At 70.9% G+C, this 15043-nt stretch carries 14 protein-coding genes and 1 pseudogene; 11 read left to right on the top strand and 4 right to left on the bottom strand.

Translation table 11 applies throughout. From position 1 onward, the window contains the following. Window positions 1-214: 214 nt before the first annotated feature. Window positions 215-864, top strand: a pseudogene (locus ACWCQM_RS22870) (hypothetical protein). A 118-nt stretch (window positions 865-982) separates the two neighbouring features. On the opposite strand, the gene ACWCQM_RS22865 reads toward ACWCQM_RS22870, so the two are convergent. Further along, window positions 983-1771, bottom strand: a complete 789-nt coding sequence (locus ACWCQM_RS22865) for an SLATT domain-containing protein (RefSeq protein WP_450916997.1) — start codon at window positions 1769-1771, stop codon at window positions 983-985. A 362-nt stretch (window positions 1772-2133) separates the two neighbouring features. On the opposite strand from ACWCQM_RS22865, the gene ACWCQM_RS22860 reads away from it, so the two are divergent. From ACWCQM_RS22860 to ACWCQM_RS22825, 8 genes are all read left to right on the top strand, one after another. Further along, window positions 2134-2475 carry a YbaB/EbfC family nucleoid-associated protein gene (locus tag ACWCQM_RS22860; protein WP_073750345.1) on the top strand — a complete coding sequence of 114 codons (342 nt, stop codon included), beginning with the start codon at window positions 2134-2136 and terminating at the stop codon, window positions 2473-2475. 61 nt (window positions 2476-2536) lie between these two features. Beyond that, window positions 2537-3136, top strand: coding sequence for a recombination mediator RecR (gene recR, locus ACWCQM_RS22855; RefSeq protein WP_073750344.1), 600 nt, complete (start codon window positions 2537-2539; stop codon window positions 3134-3136). An 83-nt stretch (window positions 3137-3219) separates the two neighbouring features. Next, on the top strand, window positions 3220-3879 hold the full coding sequence (locus tag ACWCQM_RS22850; protein ID WP_073750343.1) for a DUF5063 domain-containing protein: 660 nt from the start codon (window positions 3220-3222) through the stop codon (window positions 3877-3879). Between the two features lie 285 nt (window positions 3880-4164). Next, window positions 4165-5436, top strand: a complete 1272-nt coding sequence (locus ACWCQM_RS22845; RefSeq protein WP_450916996.1) for an aspartate kinase — start codon at window positions 4165-4167, stop codon at window positions 5434-5436. After that, window positions 5433-6497, top strand: coding sequence for an aspartate-semialdehyde dehydrogenase (locus tag ACWCQM_RS22840; protein ID WP_450916995.1), 1065 nt, complete (start codon window positions 5433-5435; stop codon window positions 6495-6497). The genes ACWCQM_RS22845 and ACWCQM_RS22840 overlap by 4 nt, the downstream gene beginning before the upstream one ends. Window positions 6498-6856: 359 nt before the next feature. Beyond that, window positions 6857-7432: a SigE family RNA polymerase sigma factor gene (locus ACWCQM_RS22835; RefSeq protein WP_031090798.1), complete on the top strand. Its 576-nt coding sequence runs from the start codon at window positions 6857-6859 to the stop codon at window positions 7430-7432. Continuing rightward, window positions 7429-8823, top strand: coding sequence for a hypothetical protein (locus tag ACWCQM_RS22830; protein WP_450916994.1), 1395 nt, complete (start codon window positions 7429-7431; stop codon window positions 8821-8823). Before ACWCQM_RS22835 ends, ACWCQM_RS22830 begins: the two co-directional genes overlap by 4 nt. A 203-nt stretch (window positions 8824-9026) precedes the next feature. Next, window positions 9027-9674: a DUF6518 family protein gene (locus ACWCQM_RS22825; protein WP_450916993.1), complete on the top strand. Its 648-nt coding sequence runs from the start codon at window positions 9027-9029 to the stop codon at window positions 9672-9674. Between the two features lie 134 nt (window positions 9675-9808). Here the strand turns inward: ACWCQM_RS22825 and ACWCQM_RS22820 are convergent, their stop codons facing one another. Both ACWCQM_RS22820 and ACWCQM_RS22815 read right to left on the bottom strand, forming a co-directional pair. Beyond that, entirely contained in the window at window positions 9809-10591 is a 783-nt protein-coding gene (locus tag ACWCQM_RS22820) for an SURF1 family protein (RefSeq protein WP_450916992.1), read from the bottom strand. A gap of 62 nt (window positions 10592-10653) precedes the next feature. Further along, window positions 10654-12513 (bottom strand): S9 family peptidase, encoded by a 1860-nt coding sequence (locus ACWCQM_RS22815; protein ID WP_450916991.1) that lies wholly within the window; start codon window positions 12511-12513, stop codon window positions 10654-10656. An 89-nt stretch (window positions 12514-12602) separates the two neighbouring features. Between ACWCQM_RS22815 and ACWCQM_RS22810 the strand changes: the two genes are divergently transcribed. Continuing rightward, a complete protein-coding gene (locus tag ACWCQM_RS22810) occupies window positions 12603-13439 on the top strand; it encodes a class I SAM-dependent methyltransferase (RefSeq protein WP_450916990.1) in 837 nt (278 codons plus the stop codon). A gap of 50 nt (window positions 13440-13489) precedes the next feature. After that, a complete protein-coding gene (locus ACWCQM_RS22805) occupies window positions 13490-13909 on the top strand; it encodes a nuclear transport factor 2 family protein (RefSeq protein ID WP_450916989.1) in 420 nt (139 codons plus the stop codon). A 159-nt stretch (window positions 13910-14068) separates the two neighbouring features. Here ACWCQM_RS22805 and ACWCQM_RS22800 read toward each other — a convergent pair whose 3' ends face one another. After that, window positions 14069-14863: an SGNH/GDSL hydrolase family protein gene (locus ACWCQM_RS22800; RefSeq protein ID WP_450916988.1), complete on the bottom strand. Its 795-nt coding sequence runs from the start codon at window positions 14861-14863 to the stop codon at window positions 14069-14071. Window positions 14864-15043: the final 180 nt, after the last annotated feature.

Here is a 15043-nt window from a genome sequence, read left to right as displayed (position 1 = left end):
GGAACCTCCCGGCCGCAGGTCCTGGCCGAACCCCCCGGCCGCAGGTCCTGGCCAGGAGGGCGACCGTACGTCCCGGCGTAGGTCCGGCCACGGCTGACCGCATCTCCCGGGCGCGCGGGGGCGACCGTACGTCGTGCCCGTGGCCTGTGCGCGGGGTCCCGGTCGCATTACGCTGTCCCGACCACCGCACGAACCCGTTGGAGAGCGAGACTTCGTGGCCTGTGACCTGTGGCTGGTCCCCCTCGTCGATGTGCTGTGCCACAGCCCCGACAATCCGTTCGCCGAAGAGATCGCCGTCTACGACAAGGCGCTGACCGAGGCGGGACTGCCGCCCGTACCCGTCTACGCCTACATGCCGGGCCTCACCGGGGACGTCGCCCCGGTCGCCGGCTTCGACATGACGCGCTGCACTTCCTGCGCCGCGCCTACCTGCTCCAGCTGAGCGGACTCGCCGTCACCCCCGTCGACGAACTGGGCGGGGACTACGAGCAGTTGCTGGAGATGTTCGAGCAGAGCGCGCAGGAGTCGCACCTGGTCTGGCACTACGACCACGCCGGGGCGTACGTCCCGCTGGACTTCCCCCGTCCACTCTCCGACGACCAGCTGCTGGAGGGCGGCGGGCCGCTGGGCTCCTCGCACGGCCTGCTGCGGGAGCTGGAGTTCGTCGCGCCGTCCATCGGCATCGACCCGGCCAACCCGCCGGCCGCGCCGCTCCCGCCCGCCGGGCCGACCGATCTGGAGGAACCGGCCGCGCCGGTTCTGTACGACGACAATCCGTTCGCCCGGGAGCGGCACGTCTGGCTGGGTCTGCACGCGGCGGCCACGCGAAGCCTCGCGCAGGGCTCGATGATCATCTTCAGCTGACCTGCGGCCCCTCCGGGATCATCTTCAGCTGACCGGCGGCCCTCCGGGCCCGAGGGGGTTGCCGGCTCCCTCACGAGCGGCCGGCGGCCGGACCTGTGGGCCCCTGGGCCCGCCCCGTTCACCGGGGCGGCTCCGGGGGCCGCTGGCGCGGCATGTTCGGCCGGGTCAGCGAGGGCACCGTGAGCCGGCCGGGAGCGGAACCCTGCTCGGGGCGGCCGCCCGTCCCGCCGGACACCAGCGACTGCATCCCCATGGGCGCGGGCCCGGCGCGGAACTCCACCATCCAGTCCGCCGTCTCCATGCGGACCAGCTCGGTGATGTCCTCCGAGAACCGGCGCAGCACTCCCAGGCACCGCTCCGCGGCCTCGCTGGCCGTGCCCTCCGTCGGGCCGAGCATCTCCCGCACGCACTCGGAGGCCCAGTCGAACTGGAGCACCTGGAGGCGCCGCTGCACGGCCTGCGCCGTCGCGAGATTCCTTATCCAGCCCGAGGTCAGCCCGAAGTACCGGTCGCAGGCCATGCAGGCGGCGCCCAGCAGCAGCGAGAGATAGCCCAGGCCCGCCGACCCGTGCAGCTCCCCGGTCAGGTCGAGCAGCGGGAGGGCCGCGCCCGCGACCACCCCGGCCGCGGTGCCGAAGCGGAGCAGCCTCGCCGTGCGCCGCTTGCGCACGCGGTCGCGGAGATACCAGTCGGCGGTCTCCAGGGCGCCGGCCTCGACCCAGCGGTAGAGCTCGTCGAGCCGTTCGGCGGGTTCGCCCCAGTCGCCGAGGGGGAAGGCGCGGCCGGTCAGGTCCCGGGGGCCCGAACCGTAGCGCGAAACGGACCGTTCGGTTCCGGTGTCAGCACCGGGTCCCGCGCCGGACTCCTTGCGGGGCGGCCCTTCGGGCTGCATCTCCGGCTGACTCACCGGGGTACTCCTCTGCACTCTGCGTTCGGCGCGTCTCGACGCGGGATCGGCACGGTTCTCTGTCACGGATGGGACGGATCTCCGGCATATGACCGGGGCCCCACCCGTGTAACTCTGCGTTACCTTTGATGTGCGTATGGGTACGGCTACGCATGCTCTTCCTACCGCCGAATGGTGGGCCATGGGGTCGAAATCGCGGGATTCCCGGGTGTGCACGGCCTCTGGTCAGGTATAGGAGCACGCCAGGCGCTTTTCAGAACTCACCCGAAAGAGTTGGTCCCCTGCGGGTGGGGCGGTGCGTCCGGCGAGCACGTAGGCTCGGCATACCGAAACAATCCGTTGTCGAAATGCCAGGAGTGACCGTGATTCCCGGTGGTGGCCAGCCCAACATGCAGCAGCTGCTCCAGCAGGCCCAGAAGATGCAGCAGGATCTTGCCGCGGCCCAGGAGGAGCTGGCCAGGACCGAGGTCGAGGGACAGGCGGGCGGTGGCCTCGTGAAGGCGACCGTGACCGGGTCCGGCGAGCTCCGGGCCCTGGTCATCGACCCGAGCGCCGTGGACCCGGAGGACACCGAGACGCTCGCCGATCTCGTGGTCGCGGCCGTCCAGGCGGCGAACGAGAACGCGCAGCAGCTCCAGCAGCAGAAGCTCGGCCCGCTGGCCCAGGGTCTGGGCGGCGGCGCCATGCCGGGCCTCCCGTTCTGACCCCTGTAGCTGTCCGGGCGTACCGGCTACGGTACGAGCAGGAAAAAGGAAAGGCGTTCCGTTGTACGAAGGCGTGGTTCAGGAGCTCATCGACGAGCTGGGCAGGCTGCCCGGCGTCGGTCCCAAGAGCGCGCAGCGGATCGCCTTCCACGTCCTCCAGGCCGAGCCCACCGACGTACGCCGTCTGGCCCACGCCCTCCTCGAGGTCAAGGACAAGGTCCGCTTCTGCGAGGTCTGCGGCAACGTGGCGCAGCAGGAGCAGTGCGGCATCTGCCGGGACGCCCGCCGCGACCGCACGGTCATCTGCGTGGTCGAGGAGCCGAAGGACGTCGTCGCGATCGAGCGGACCCGTGAGTTCCGGGGCCGCTACCACGTGCTCGGCGGCGCGATCAGCCCGATCGAGGGCGTCGGCCCCGACGATCTGCGCATCAGGGAGCTGCTGGCCCGGCTCGCGGACGGCTCCATCACGGAGCTGATCCTCGCGACGGACCCCAACCTGGAGGGCGAGGCCACCGCGACGTACCTCGCCAGGATGGTCAAGCCGATGGGCCTGCGGGTCACGCGCCTGGCCAGCGGCCTCCCGGTGGGCGGCGACCTCGAGTACGCGGACGAGGTCACCCTCGGCCGCGCCTTCGAGGGGAGGCGGCTGCTCGATGTCTGACCGGACGTCTGACTGTGGCTTTACGGTCGGCGGCGCTATGTTCTACCCACCGTTCGCGACCGTGCCCACGGGAGGTCTCCTCGATGTCTGACGCCACGCTGAACTCCGTCACGCAGGACCCGGACGACTTCGCCGTCCAGATCGCGGACCAGATCAAGACGTTCATCGTCGCGGTCGGCGAGGTCTCCAAGGCGGAGGAGCCAGAAGAGGCGGTCCCGGTCCTGCTCCTCCAGGTCTCCCAGCTGCTGCTGGCCGGCGGCAGGCTCGGCGCGTACGAGGACATCCTCCCGGACGAGCGCTACGAGCCGGACCTGGGCCCCGAGCCGGACGCCGACGGGCTGCGCGAGCGCTTCGCTGAGCTCCTGGAGCCGATCGACGTCTACTCCGAGGTCTTCGACCCGTACGAGCCCCGCAAGCCCCCCGTGCCGCACCGCATCTCCGACGACCTGGCCGACCTGGTCACGGACCTCGGGCACGGGCTCGCGCACTACGAGGCGGACCGCACGGCCGAGGCGATGTGGTGGTGGCAGTTCTCGTACTTCTCCAACTGGGGCTCCACCGCCTCGGCGGCGCTGCGCGCCCTCCAGTCCCTGATCGCCCACATCCGGCTGAACCAGCCGCTCCAGGAGCTCGACGGCCTGGACACCGACCAGGACCCGGGTGACGGGGACCTGGCGGAGGAGGCGGGCCGTGTGATGGCGGAGGAGATCGCGGGTCCGTTGGGCCTGCGGCCGGTTCTGTAGCCGCGTCCGGGCGCTCCCGCGGCCCTGGGGCCCTGGTGGCGCCTTCGGGGCCCCATGGCCGGCGGACCGCTCCTGTGGCTGCTGTTGCCCCTGTTGCCCCTGTGTCCTGGGACACAAACAGGCGTGCGGCGGGAGAGAGTGGGGCAGCAGCCCGGTACGAGCGGTTCGGAGCGACACGCCGTACCGGGTGGTGGGCGGGACATCTCACCATATGGTATCGACGGGTCGATTCCGGGCTGCTCGTTAAACTGAGCCGACCGCACCATTATTGAGCGAGGAGCGCACGTGGGCCTTGTCGTGCAGAAGTACGGAGGCTCCTCCGTAGCCGATGCCGAAGGCATCAAGCGTGTTGCCAAGCGAGTCGTCGACGCCAAGAAGAACGGCAACCAGGTGGTTGTCGTGGTGTCCGCGATGGGCGACACGACGGACGAGTTGATCGATCTCGCCGAGCAGGTATCCCCGATGCCTGCCGGGCGTGAGTTCGACATGCTGCTGACCGCCGGAGAGCGGATCTCCATGGCCCTGCTGGCGATGGCGATCAAAAACCTGGGCCACGAGGCCCAGTCGTTCACGGGCAGCCAGGCCGGTGTCATCACCGACTCGGTCCACAACAAAGCGCGCATCATCGATGTCACGCCGGGCCGCATCCGGACCTCGATCGACGAGGGCAACATCGCCATCGTCGCCGGGTTCCAGGGCGTGAGCCAGGAGGGCAAGAACATCACCACCCTCGGCCGCGGCGGGTCGGACACCACCGCCGTCGCGCTGGCCGCGGCGCTGGACGCCGAGGTCTGTGAGATCTACACCGATGTGGACGGTGTCTTCACCGCCGACCCCCGGGTCGTGAAGAAGGCCCAGAAGATCGACTGGATCTCCTTCGAGGACATGCTGGAGCTGGCGGCGTCCGGCTCCAAGGTGCTGCTGCACCGCTGCGTCGAGTACGCACGCCGTTACAACATCCCGATCCACGTCCGCTCGTCCTTCTCCGGACTCCGCGGAACCTGGGTCAGCAACGAGCCGCAAGGGGACCAGCAGGTGGAGCACGCCATCATCTCCGGAGTCGCCCACGACGTCTCCGAGGCCAAGGTCACGGTCGTCGGCGTGCCCGACAAGCCGGGCGAGGCCGCAGCGATCTTCCGCACCATCGCGGACGCCGAGATCAACATGGACATGGTGGTGCAGAACGTCTCCGCCGCCTCGACCGGGCTGACGGACATCACCTTCACCCTGCCCAAGTCGGAAGGCCGCAAGGCCATCGACGCCCTGGAGCGGAACCGCGCCGGCATCGGCTTCGAGTCCCTGCGCTACGACGACCAGATCGCGAAGATCTCGCTCGTCGGCGCGGGCATGAAGACCAACCCCGGTGTCACGGCGGGCTTCTTCGAGGCGCTGTCCGACGTCGGCGTGAACATCGAGCTCATCTCGACGTCCGAGATCCGCATCTCCGTGGTCACCCGTGTCGACGACGTCAACGAGGCCGTGCGCGCCGTGCACACCGCCTTCGGTCTCGACAGCGACTCCGACGAGGCAGTCGTCTACGGGGGCACCGGCCGATGACCGCGCGCCGCCCTTCGCTCGCGGTCGTCGGGGCGACCGGGGCGATCGGCGGCGTCATGCTCCAGATCCTCTCGCAGCACGCGGACGTCTGGGGCGAGGTCAGACTGATCGCCTCCTCGCGTGCGGCCGGAACGAAGCTGGTCGTACGCGGTGAGGAGGCGGAGGTCCTCGCGCTCACCGAGGACGTCTTCGACGGGGTGGACGTGGCCCTGTTCCTGGTGCCGGACGAGGTGTCCGCCCGGTGGGGTCCCGTCGCGGCCGCCCGTGGCGCCGTGGTCGTGGACGACTCGGCGGCCTTCCGGCTGGACGACGACGTTCCCCTGGTCGTCCCCGAGATCAACCCGCATGCCGCGCGGCTGAGGCCGCGCGGCATCGTCGCGTCCCCGAACTGCACGACACTCTCGCTGATCGTCGCGGTCGGCGCGCTGCACGCCGAATTCGGGCTGCGGGAGCTGATCGTCTCCTCCTACCAGGCGGTGAGTGCCGCGGGCCGGGACGGCGTCGCCGCGCTCCGCGAACAGCTCGCCCTGGTCGCGGGCACGGAACTGGGCACCCGCCCCGGAGACGTGCGGCGGGCGCTGGGCGACGGGGACGAGAGCCCGTTCGCCGCCCCGGTGGCACTGAACGTGGTGCCCTGGGCCGGCACCGACGCCGGGGACGGCTGGTCCTCCGAGGAACTCGCGATCCGCGAGGAGTGCCGGAAGGTCCTGGGGCTGCCGGACCTCAAGGTGACGGCGACCTGCGTGTACGTACCCGTCGTCGCGACGCACTCCATGTCCGTGCACGCCCGCTTCGAGAGCGAGGTGGCCGTGGACCGGGCGCACGAGATCCTGGCGACCGCGCCCGGGGTGGTGCTCTTCGACAATCCGGCGGCCGGTGACTTCCCCACCCCGTCCGACGTCGTGGGCACCGATCCCACCTGGGTGGGGCGCGTGAGGCGTTCGATGGACGATCCGCACGCCATCGAGATGTTCATCTGCGGAGATAATCTCCGAAAAGGCGCGGCTCTCAACGTGGCCCAGATCGCCGAATCCGTGGCCGGGGAATTCACTCGGGTCTGATCGAACCTTCTTTGTAGAATCTGTGTGCGCCCTGTGGGCAATCAGCTGGTCTGAACATCTTGAGCTGGGACGTTGTCATGTCCGACGATGATCTCCTGGCCCACTGCAACCGCCGGCGGTGCACGGCGCGTCTATGCCGTCACTTCTTGCGTGGCTGGCTGTGTTTTCGGGGCATTTGGGGAAGAGCAGGTACGAATGAGGGCATGTCGCACAGCATCGAACGCGGTGCCGTACGCGTACAACCCTGACGGGGGGCAGCGTGTCCAACTGGCGTGGCAGAGGTTCTCGACATCACAGTGGTGGGCCCGTTGCGAGGCGCTTCGGTGCGTCCGCTCCGGCGGCCCCGCGCGCCCGGCGGTATGCCGGTGATCGCGCCCATGCCCGCTGCGCGACCCACCCGGCTGCCGTCGCAGCGCGAGGGCGCTGAGGAGACCGTGGCGGCAGGAACCACGGTCGACCACCTCACCGAGACCTATCGCGCCCACTACCGTTCGCTGCTGGGCCTGGCGGCCCTTCTGCTGGACGACACCGCGTCCTGCGAGGACGTGGTGCAGGAGGCGTTCATCCGGGTCCACTCGGCGCGCAACCGCGTGCGTGATCCGGAGAAGACCCTCGCGTATCTCCGCCAGACGGTCGTCAACCTCTCCCGCTCCGCGCTGCGCCGGCGCATTCTCGGGCTGAAGCTGCTCTCCAAGCCGATGCCCGACATGGCGAGCGCGGAGGAGGGGGCGTACGACCAGCTGGAGCGGGACGCGCTGATCAAGGCCATGAAGGGGCTGCAGCGCCGCCAGCGAGAGGTGCTGGTGCTGCGCTACTTCTCGGACATGACGGAAGCTCAGGTCGCCGAGACGCTGGGCATATCGCTCGGTTCGGTGAAGGCGTACGGCTCCCGGGGCATCGCGGCACTGCGCGTCGTGATGGAGGCGCAGGCATGAGCGGGCCCGAGCACAGGCACGACGATGACCGGACTGGAAACGGAATTGTGAACCACGGGCCGGAAGACATGCCGAACACCGATCCGGAGCAGGACGGTGAACGGAAACAGGGCGAGGACGCGCTCGACGGCGCGGAAGCGGCCTCAGGAACCGGCGCCACGGAGGTCGGCGCCGATGGCGGGGCCGATGGCGGGGCCGGCGGTGGGGTCGGTGCTGTCCCCTCCCGTGAGGGCTCCGGCAGTGGCTCCGGCGCCGGTGGCACGCTGACCGAACTCTTCGGTGGCGGCGGTGTCTCCGAGGGCCGCGGCTCCGCGGGGCGTGGCTCCGGTGGGGACTCCGGCGGGGGCTTTCCCGGCGGGGGCTTTCCCGGCGGTGATGACGGCGACGGCCTGGACGAGGCCGCGCTGCGCCGCATGCTGCGAGGTGCGGTCGAGGACCTCGAACCCTCGGACGGGACGCTGGACCATCTGCACCGGGCCGTGCCCGCCAGGAGGGCCAGACGGCGCCAGGGTGTGGTGGGCGCGGCGGCAGCCGCGCTGCTGATCGGTACGGCGGTCCCCGCCTTCGTCCACGTGGCCAGCTCGGACGGCTCGGCCACCGCCAACCCCGCGATCGCGGGCCACGGCGAGCAGGCGCAGGGCGGCAGCGGCGAAGACGCGGGCGCCGAGGCCGACGGCGGCAAGACGTCGGGCCCCGCGCAGGGCGGCAACACCGGTGGCAAGGGCACGGAGGGAAGCTCCGTGGCTCCCTCGGAGGGTGCGGACCCGGACGCCGAGGGCGGCGGGGCGGACGCCGACGGTGACGCCCAGGACTCCGTGGCGGCGACCACCGCGACCTGCGACCCCGGCCAGCTGAGGGTCGCCTCCGCCGAGACGGGCGCGGTGGGTGCGGACGGCACGGTCTACGGGACCTTCAGGATCTCCAACGCGTCCGGCGACGTCTGCTCGGTGACCAGTAACGGAACGGTCGGCTTCCAGGCCGCCGGCGCCGCGGACCCGCTGAAGATCTCGGTGGTCCAGCACACGGCGGGCGACCCCGCGAGCGCGTTGCCCGATCCCTCGCTCGAACCGGGGACCGTGCTGCTGAAGCCGTCGATGGCGTACGAGGTGCGCTTCGCCTGGGTGCCGTCGGACACCTGCCCGACCACCGGCGGTTCACCCAGCCCGACGCCCACGGACGGCGACGGAGGCGGAGGCGGCAGCGAGGGCGCGGGCGCCGACACCGGAACGACGGACGCCGCACCGCAGTTCGGCAGCGCCGACGGCGGCACGGCGGACGGCAGCGTCGCGGTCACGCACACCCCGGAGGCGGGGGCGCCGACAGCGGAGACCACGATCTCCAACGCCTGCGCCGGGACGATCTACCGCACAGGTGTGCTGGGCGCCTCGTAGCCGGTACGAGAAGCGGTGCGCAGTTACCCGAAGCGGGCTGCTCGGTGGCCCGGCCGAGAACACACGGACTCAGCACGAAGGCCGTGGGCGGCGGGGGAGCCGGGGCCGGGCAGGTCGAGGCAACCCACTTGCGGCCCCGCGCGTCCTGATAACTGGACCACGGGGCGTGAGCCTTGCAGCCCTCGACACGGATAGTGAGCACCATGAACGCGTCCCCTGCCGCCGCCTCGGTGCCCGTCACGAGCGGAAGAGCCTGGGCCCGCGCAACGGCGTCAGCATTCGCCGGAGGACTCCTTCTCGGCATACTGACCAACCTGGCCCAGGGCTGGCTACCGGGGGCATGGAACCAGATCGCCAACTCCGGCGCGATCTGGTCCGTCGCCGCCTTCGCCGCGGGCGCGCTGCTGGCCCGGCAGGTCAGCCTGCCCGCGGCCGCCGTCGCGGGGCTGTGCGCCGAGTCCGGCCTCGTCGTTGGTTACTACGGCTACGCAGACGTCGCGCGCGACGGCATGGGCTCTCTGCTCGCTCCCCTCGTCTGGCTGGGTATGGCGTTCGTCGCCGGTCCCCTGTTCGGGGTGGCGGGCTCCTGGGCGCGAGGTATCAGCCCGCGCCACCGCGTCGTCGGCCTTGCCGCCCTCGCTGGTGTTTTCGGCAGGGAGGCCATCCACTACGCCTGGGTTCTGCACTACGCCCCCCAGGCATGGGCCTGCCTCGCCGTTCTGGTCCTCGTGCCGCTGCTCATGGGCCGCACGCACAGGGAACGCGTACTGGCCCTCCTGGCCGCCATTCCCTTCTCGCTGCTGGCCTATCTCATCTTCGACGAACTGATCCTGGCGACGGTCCTCGGCTGATACGCCCTTCGCGCACTCTCGAACCGGAACCAGAACGAACCGCTGCGCCGGTTGTCGATCACCCTCGCACGCTCACCACTGTTCGCCATTGGTGACGGAGTTGCTGCCGGCACCCCGTGCTGCGTGCCGGGCCCTCAGTCCGCGTCGGCCGCGAGCCCCAGCTGTACGTCGCGTGCGGCTTCCGCCTCGCGGCGCATCAGGCGGAACCACATGAAGAGCACGAAGCCGGCGAAGACGAACCACTCGCCGGTGTAGCCGAGGTTCTGGAAGGCCTTCAGGTCGAGCCCGCTGCCCTGCGCCGCCGCGGCGGGCACCGGCTGCATGCCACCCTCGCCCGTGGCTCCCGTCTCCGCCCCGGGCAGGGTGACCCAGGCGTCGTACACGTCGTACGGGACGAGGTTGACCAGGGAAGCGGCGCTGATCATGCCGAGCTGGCCGCCGGGGAGCCCGCCGCTGAGGTCGACGCCGGTGGTGCCGGTGTTCTCGGAGGCCTGCAGATCTCCGGTCACGGTGACCTCGCCTGCCGGAGCCGGGGGAACCTCCGCGTCCCCCGGGGTGCCGGGGAGCCAGCCCCGGACGACGGGCAGCGCCTTGCCGCTGTCGGTACGCAGCAGGTCCAGCACGTAGAAGCCGCTGCGGTCCTCCAGCTTGCGCCCGGGGACCAGGAACTGATCGGCGTACGTCCCGGTCGCCACCGCCGGGCGGCCGGAGGTCTCCGTGCTCACGGGCAGCAGCTCGTCGAGCGGCTTCGCGGGGCGGGTGCCCGGATCGGGGCGCGCCTCGGCCTCCTCGTGCGTCTGCACGCGGTCCTCGAAGCGGCCGAGCTGCCAGGTGCCCATGAACACGCAGAACGGGATGGCCAGCACGACGAAGAGGTTGATCCCCCACCACCGCGGGGTCAGCAGGAACCGGTACACCCCTCCACGGTACGGTTCCCCGCTCCCGGCCTAAGGAGCGGGGTGCACCATTTATCCGCTCCTTATGCCTCCGGCGCCGTCTCCTCCCCGGCCGGACCGCCCTCTGCCGTCCCCAGATGCCGCAGCACGAAGTCCAGCTCCAGACGGACCTGTTTGATCCGCTCCTCCACGACGAGCGAGCCGTGACCCGCGTCGTAGCGGTAGACCTCGTGGACGGCGCCGCGGGCCGCGAGGCGGTCCACGTAGTTCTCCACCTGGCGGATCGGGCAGCGCGGGTCGTTGACGCCGGCCGAGATGTAGACCGGGGCGCGCACGGCGTCCACGTACGTCAGGGGGGAGGAGGCCTCGAAGCGCTCGGGCACCTCCTCCGGGGTCCCTCCCAGGAGCGTGCGGTCCAGGGCCTTCAGCGCCTCCATCTCGTCGTGGTAAGCCGTGACGTAGTCGGCGACGGGGACGGCCGCCAGTCCGAGCGCCCAGGCGTCCGGCTGCGTGCCGAGGCCGAGCAGGGTCAGATAGCCGCCCCACGAACCACCGGCCAGCACGAGCCGGTCCGGGTCGGCGAGCCCCGACTCCACCGCCCAGTCCCGGACCGCCGCGACGTCCTCCAGCTCGATCAGCCCGACCCGGTGCTTGAGCGCGTCCGTCCAGGCGCGGCCGTAGCCCGTCGATCCGCGGTAGTTGACCCGGACGACCGCGAAACCGTGGTCCACCCACGCGGCGGGACCCGAGGCGAAGGCGTCGCTGTCGTGCCAGGTGGGCCCGCCGTGTATCTCGAAGACCGTGGGGAACGGACCCTCACCCGTGGCCGGTGTCTGCACCAGGGCGTGGATACGGCCGCCGGGGCCCTCCACCCACGCGTCCCGCACCGGCACCGACGCGGGCGCCTTCGCGCCCGGCGGATCGAGGACGACCGCGCCGGACGTGGAGCGGACGGCCGGCGGCAGTGCCGCCGACGACCAGAGATACTCCACCGTGCCGTCGGGCCGGGCCGTGGCTCCCGACACCGTCCCGGCCGGGGTGTCGACCCTGACCGGCTCCGCCGCACCCGGCTCGTACCGCCACAGCTCGCTGCGGGCCTCGAAGCTGTGCTGGATGAGCAGCGCGGATCCGTCCGGATACCACTCGGCGCCCGCGTCTCCGGGCAGATCGACCGGCAGGTCCGTCTGCGTCCCCGCCACCGGGTCCCAGATCATCGGCTCCCATCGGCCGCGCCGCTGGTGACCGACCAGCAGCCGGGTGTCTCCGGCCACCGGGGCGAAGCCCAGCACCGAGAGGCCCAGCTCCTTCGTGCCGCCCTCGGTGTCGTCCAGCTCGGCCACCGTCGAACCGTCGGGGCGCACCACCCGCAGCGCGGAGTGCATGGCGTCTCCGTGCTCCGTGTGCTCCAGGGCGATCAGGGTCCCGTCGTGCGAGAGATCGCCGACCCCGGCGGACTCCCGGTGCCGGTAGATCTCGACCGGCTCCGCCCCCGCGCGCACCAGATGGACGGTCGTGCCGTCCTCGTCCGTCGACCGGCCGACCACCGCCGTGCCGTCCCGGCCGATCGCCAGCCCGGCCGGGTAGGAGGGATCCAGACCGGGGGTGGCAGGCTCGTCCGCACCGCCTTCGAACGGCTGCCGCATCCACACGCCGAACTCGTCGCCGTCGGTGTCGGAGAACCACCAGACCGCCTCGCCGTCCGGGGTGAGCACCCCGTCGGTCGTCCCGTTGGGCCGGTCCGTCACCTGGCGCTGCTTCCCGGTCCCGCGGTCCCACGCGTACAGCTCGTACGTGCCGGTGGCGTTCGAGACGAAGAGCGCGCGGTCCGGAGCGTCCTCGGCCCAGTCCGGCAGGGAGACCCTGGCAGCGCGGAAGCGCTGCTCCCACCGAGGGGGTTCCTGCTCCCGGTCCGGTACAAACGCGTCGTTCTGTGTGTCGCTCATGACCCCATCCAACCCGATGTGGCCACATCACCGGGCGGCCTGTGGATAACTGTTCGCACGGATCCTCAGCCTGTGGGTAACTTTCCCGCATGTACGCATCGACGCCCGACGACTGGCACGAGACCAACCGCGCGCGCTGGGACGAGCGCGTGCCCATCCACGCGGCCGGCGACTTCTACGGTCTGGACGCCTTCCTGGCGGGACAGGACGCCCTGCGCGATTTCGAGCTCGCCGAGGTCGGCGACGTCACCGGCCGCACGCTGCTGCACCTGCAGTGCCACATCGGCGTCGACACCCTCTCCTGGGCCCGCCACGGCGCCGCACACGTCGTGGGCCTCGACTTCTCCGAGCCGGCCGTCGAGACGGCCCGCGGGCTGGCCGGGTCGCTGGGGCTGGGGCCGGAGCGGGCGGCGTTCGTCGCGGCCGATGTGTACGACGCGGCCGAGGCCGTGCCGGACTCCGCGTACGACATCGTCTACACCGGGCTCGGTGCGCTGAACTGGCTTCCCGACATAGGCCGTTGGGCGGAGACCGCGGCCTCGCTGGTGGCACCCGGCGGATTCCTCTACCTCGCGGAGTTCCATCCGCTGACCGACTGCCTCGACGACGAGACCGGCTCGACGGTCACCTACGACTACTTCAGCCGCGACGCCTGGGTGGAGGAGTCGCCGGGCACCTACGCCGATCTGGACGCCGTGACCGTCCACAACCGCAGCGTGGAATGGCAGCATCCGGTGGGAGAGGTGGTCTCGGCGCTGGCGGCCGCCGGGCTGCGGATCGAGTTCCTGCACGAGCACGACGCCTCGCTCTTCCCGCGCTACCAGGCGCTGGAGCGGCACAAGGACGGGTACTACCGCTTCCCGGCCGGCCGCCCACGCATCCCGATGATGTACTCGGTCAAGGCATCACGGCCGGTCAGCGGCTGACCGGGCCGAGGCCCCGGCCGATTGTCAGTGGCGCCGTCCACACTCGGGGTATGACGGAGACGACCGGCAGGGACGGTACGCCATGGGGAGCCGCCGAGCTGCGGGCGGCGGTGCAGGCCTACTGGGCCGCCGCCAACGCCCGTGACTGGGGCGCCTTCGCCGCCACACTCGCCGACGACGTGGTGTACGACCTGCCGCAGACCCGGGAGCGCATCCTCGGCAAGGAGCGGTACACACGGTTCAACCAGGAGTATCCGGGGGACTGGCAGGCCCGGATCGAGCGGATCGTCGCCGACGCGGAGGGCCTGCAGGCCGCAGCCAGGACCCTGGTCACCGTCGGGCCGGAAGAGCTGTACGCCATCCACTTCTTCACGTTCGACGAGCGAGGCCGGATTGTCGGGGTGACTGACTTCTGGCCGGAGCCCTACGAGCCCCCGGCGGGCCGGGAGCACCTCACCGAGCGGTACTGAGTCCCACGAGGTCGATGGGGAGCCCCCCGGGGCCGCCGGGGCCCAGGCCCCGCAGGAGCCCCGGAGCGCCCGCCGGGGCCCCAGGGCCCGCAGGAGCCCCGGAGCGCCCATGAGCCCGCCGCGCGGGACGCGGCGGGCTCATGCACTGCTCTACGCGCGTTACACCGCAGAGCGGAAGGCGGGCAGATATCCGCCCGACTGCCCCACGGCCTTGGGGTGGTACGAGTTGGAGACCGGGATGGACACGCTGTGGATCCAGGCGTCGCCCGAGCAGAGCTCATGACCGGTGAACTCGTCCACCACGCTGGAGTAGGTGAACCCGGCGTTCGCCGCCCGCTTGGCGAGCACCCCGTTCAGCACGTCCGACGCGTTGTTGATCGCCCCCCGCTCGGTCTCCGTGAGCCCGGCGATGCAGGTGCCCGCCAGCTTGTAGAAGCGCGGGTAGCCCAGCACCACCACATCGGCCTGCGGAGCACGCGAGTTGATGCCCGCGTAGAGGGAGTCGAGGCGGCCCGGCAGCGTGCTCTGGATCTGCGAGATCGCCGTGTTCACCCGGCTCACGCAGGTGGCCTCGCTCTGCAGGACGCAGGTCTGCATGACGTCCGCGAAGCCGACGTCGTTGCCGCCCGCCGTGACGCTCACGAGCGTGGTCGATGAACTGAGCGCGCTCAGCTGGCCGCTGGACACGGTCGACGTCGTCGCGCCCGAACAGGCGACGAACTTGAACGACGCCGGGGCGTTCGCGTTGCTCCAGAGGTACGGGTAGGCGTTGGTGCTGCGCTTGCAGTCACCGCTCTCGGAGGTGTAGCTGCCGGCGCCTACTCCGGAGGAGTAGGAGTCACCGAGAGCGACGTAGTTGGCGCCCGCGGCGGATGCCGGCTGCGCGAGGCCGATGGCGGCCACGGCGGCGATCGCCAGGGTGCAGATGGATGCCCGGAACGTTCGTACTGACACGGCTGCCAGCCCTTCGAAATGTGGGGGACGAGTGGGGAGTTCGTGGGGCGAGCACGTTTGTAGCAGCTTCTGGTACCCGGCGGTAATGGCCCCGGGGAAAGTCGTCTGATATGCCCGAAGGATCGTTCGGTAGACGATGCTCCGCGCGTAGATAAACCTTCAACGGGCCCTCAAAATGGT

This window comes from Streptomyces sp. NPDC002125 (assembly GCF_053593715.1).
Note: the sequence above shows the minus strand (reverse complement) of the source record. Positions and strands in the feature narration are given on the sequence as shown.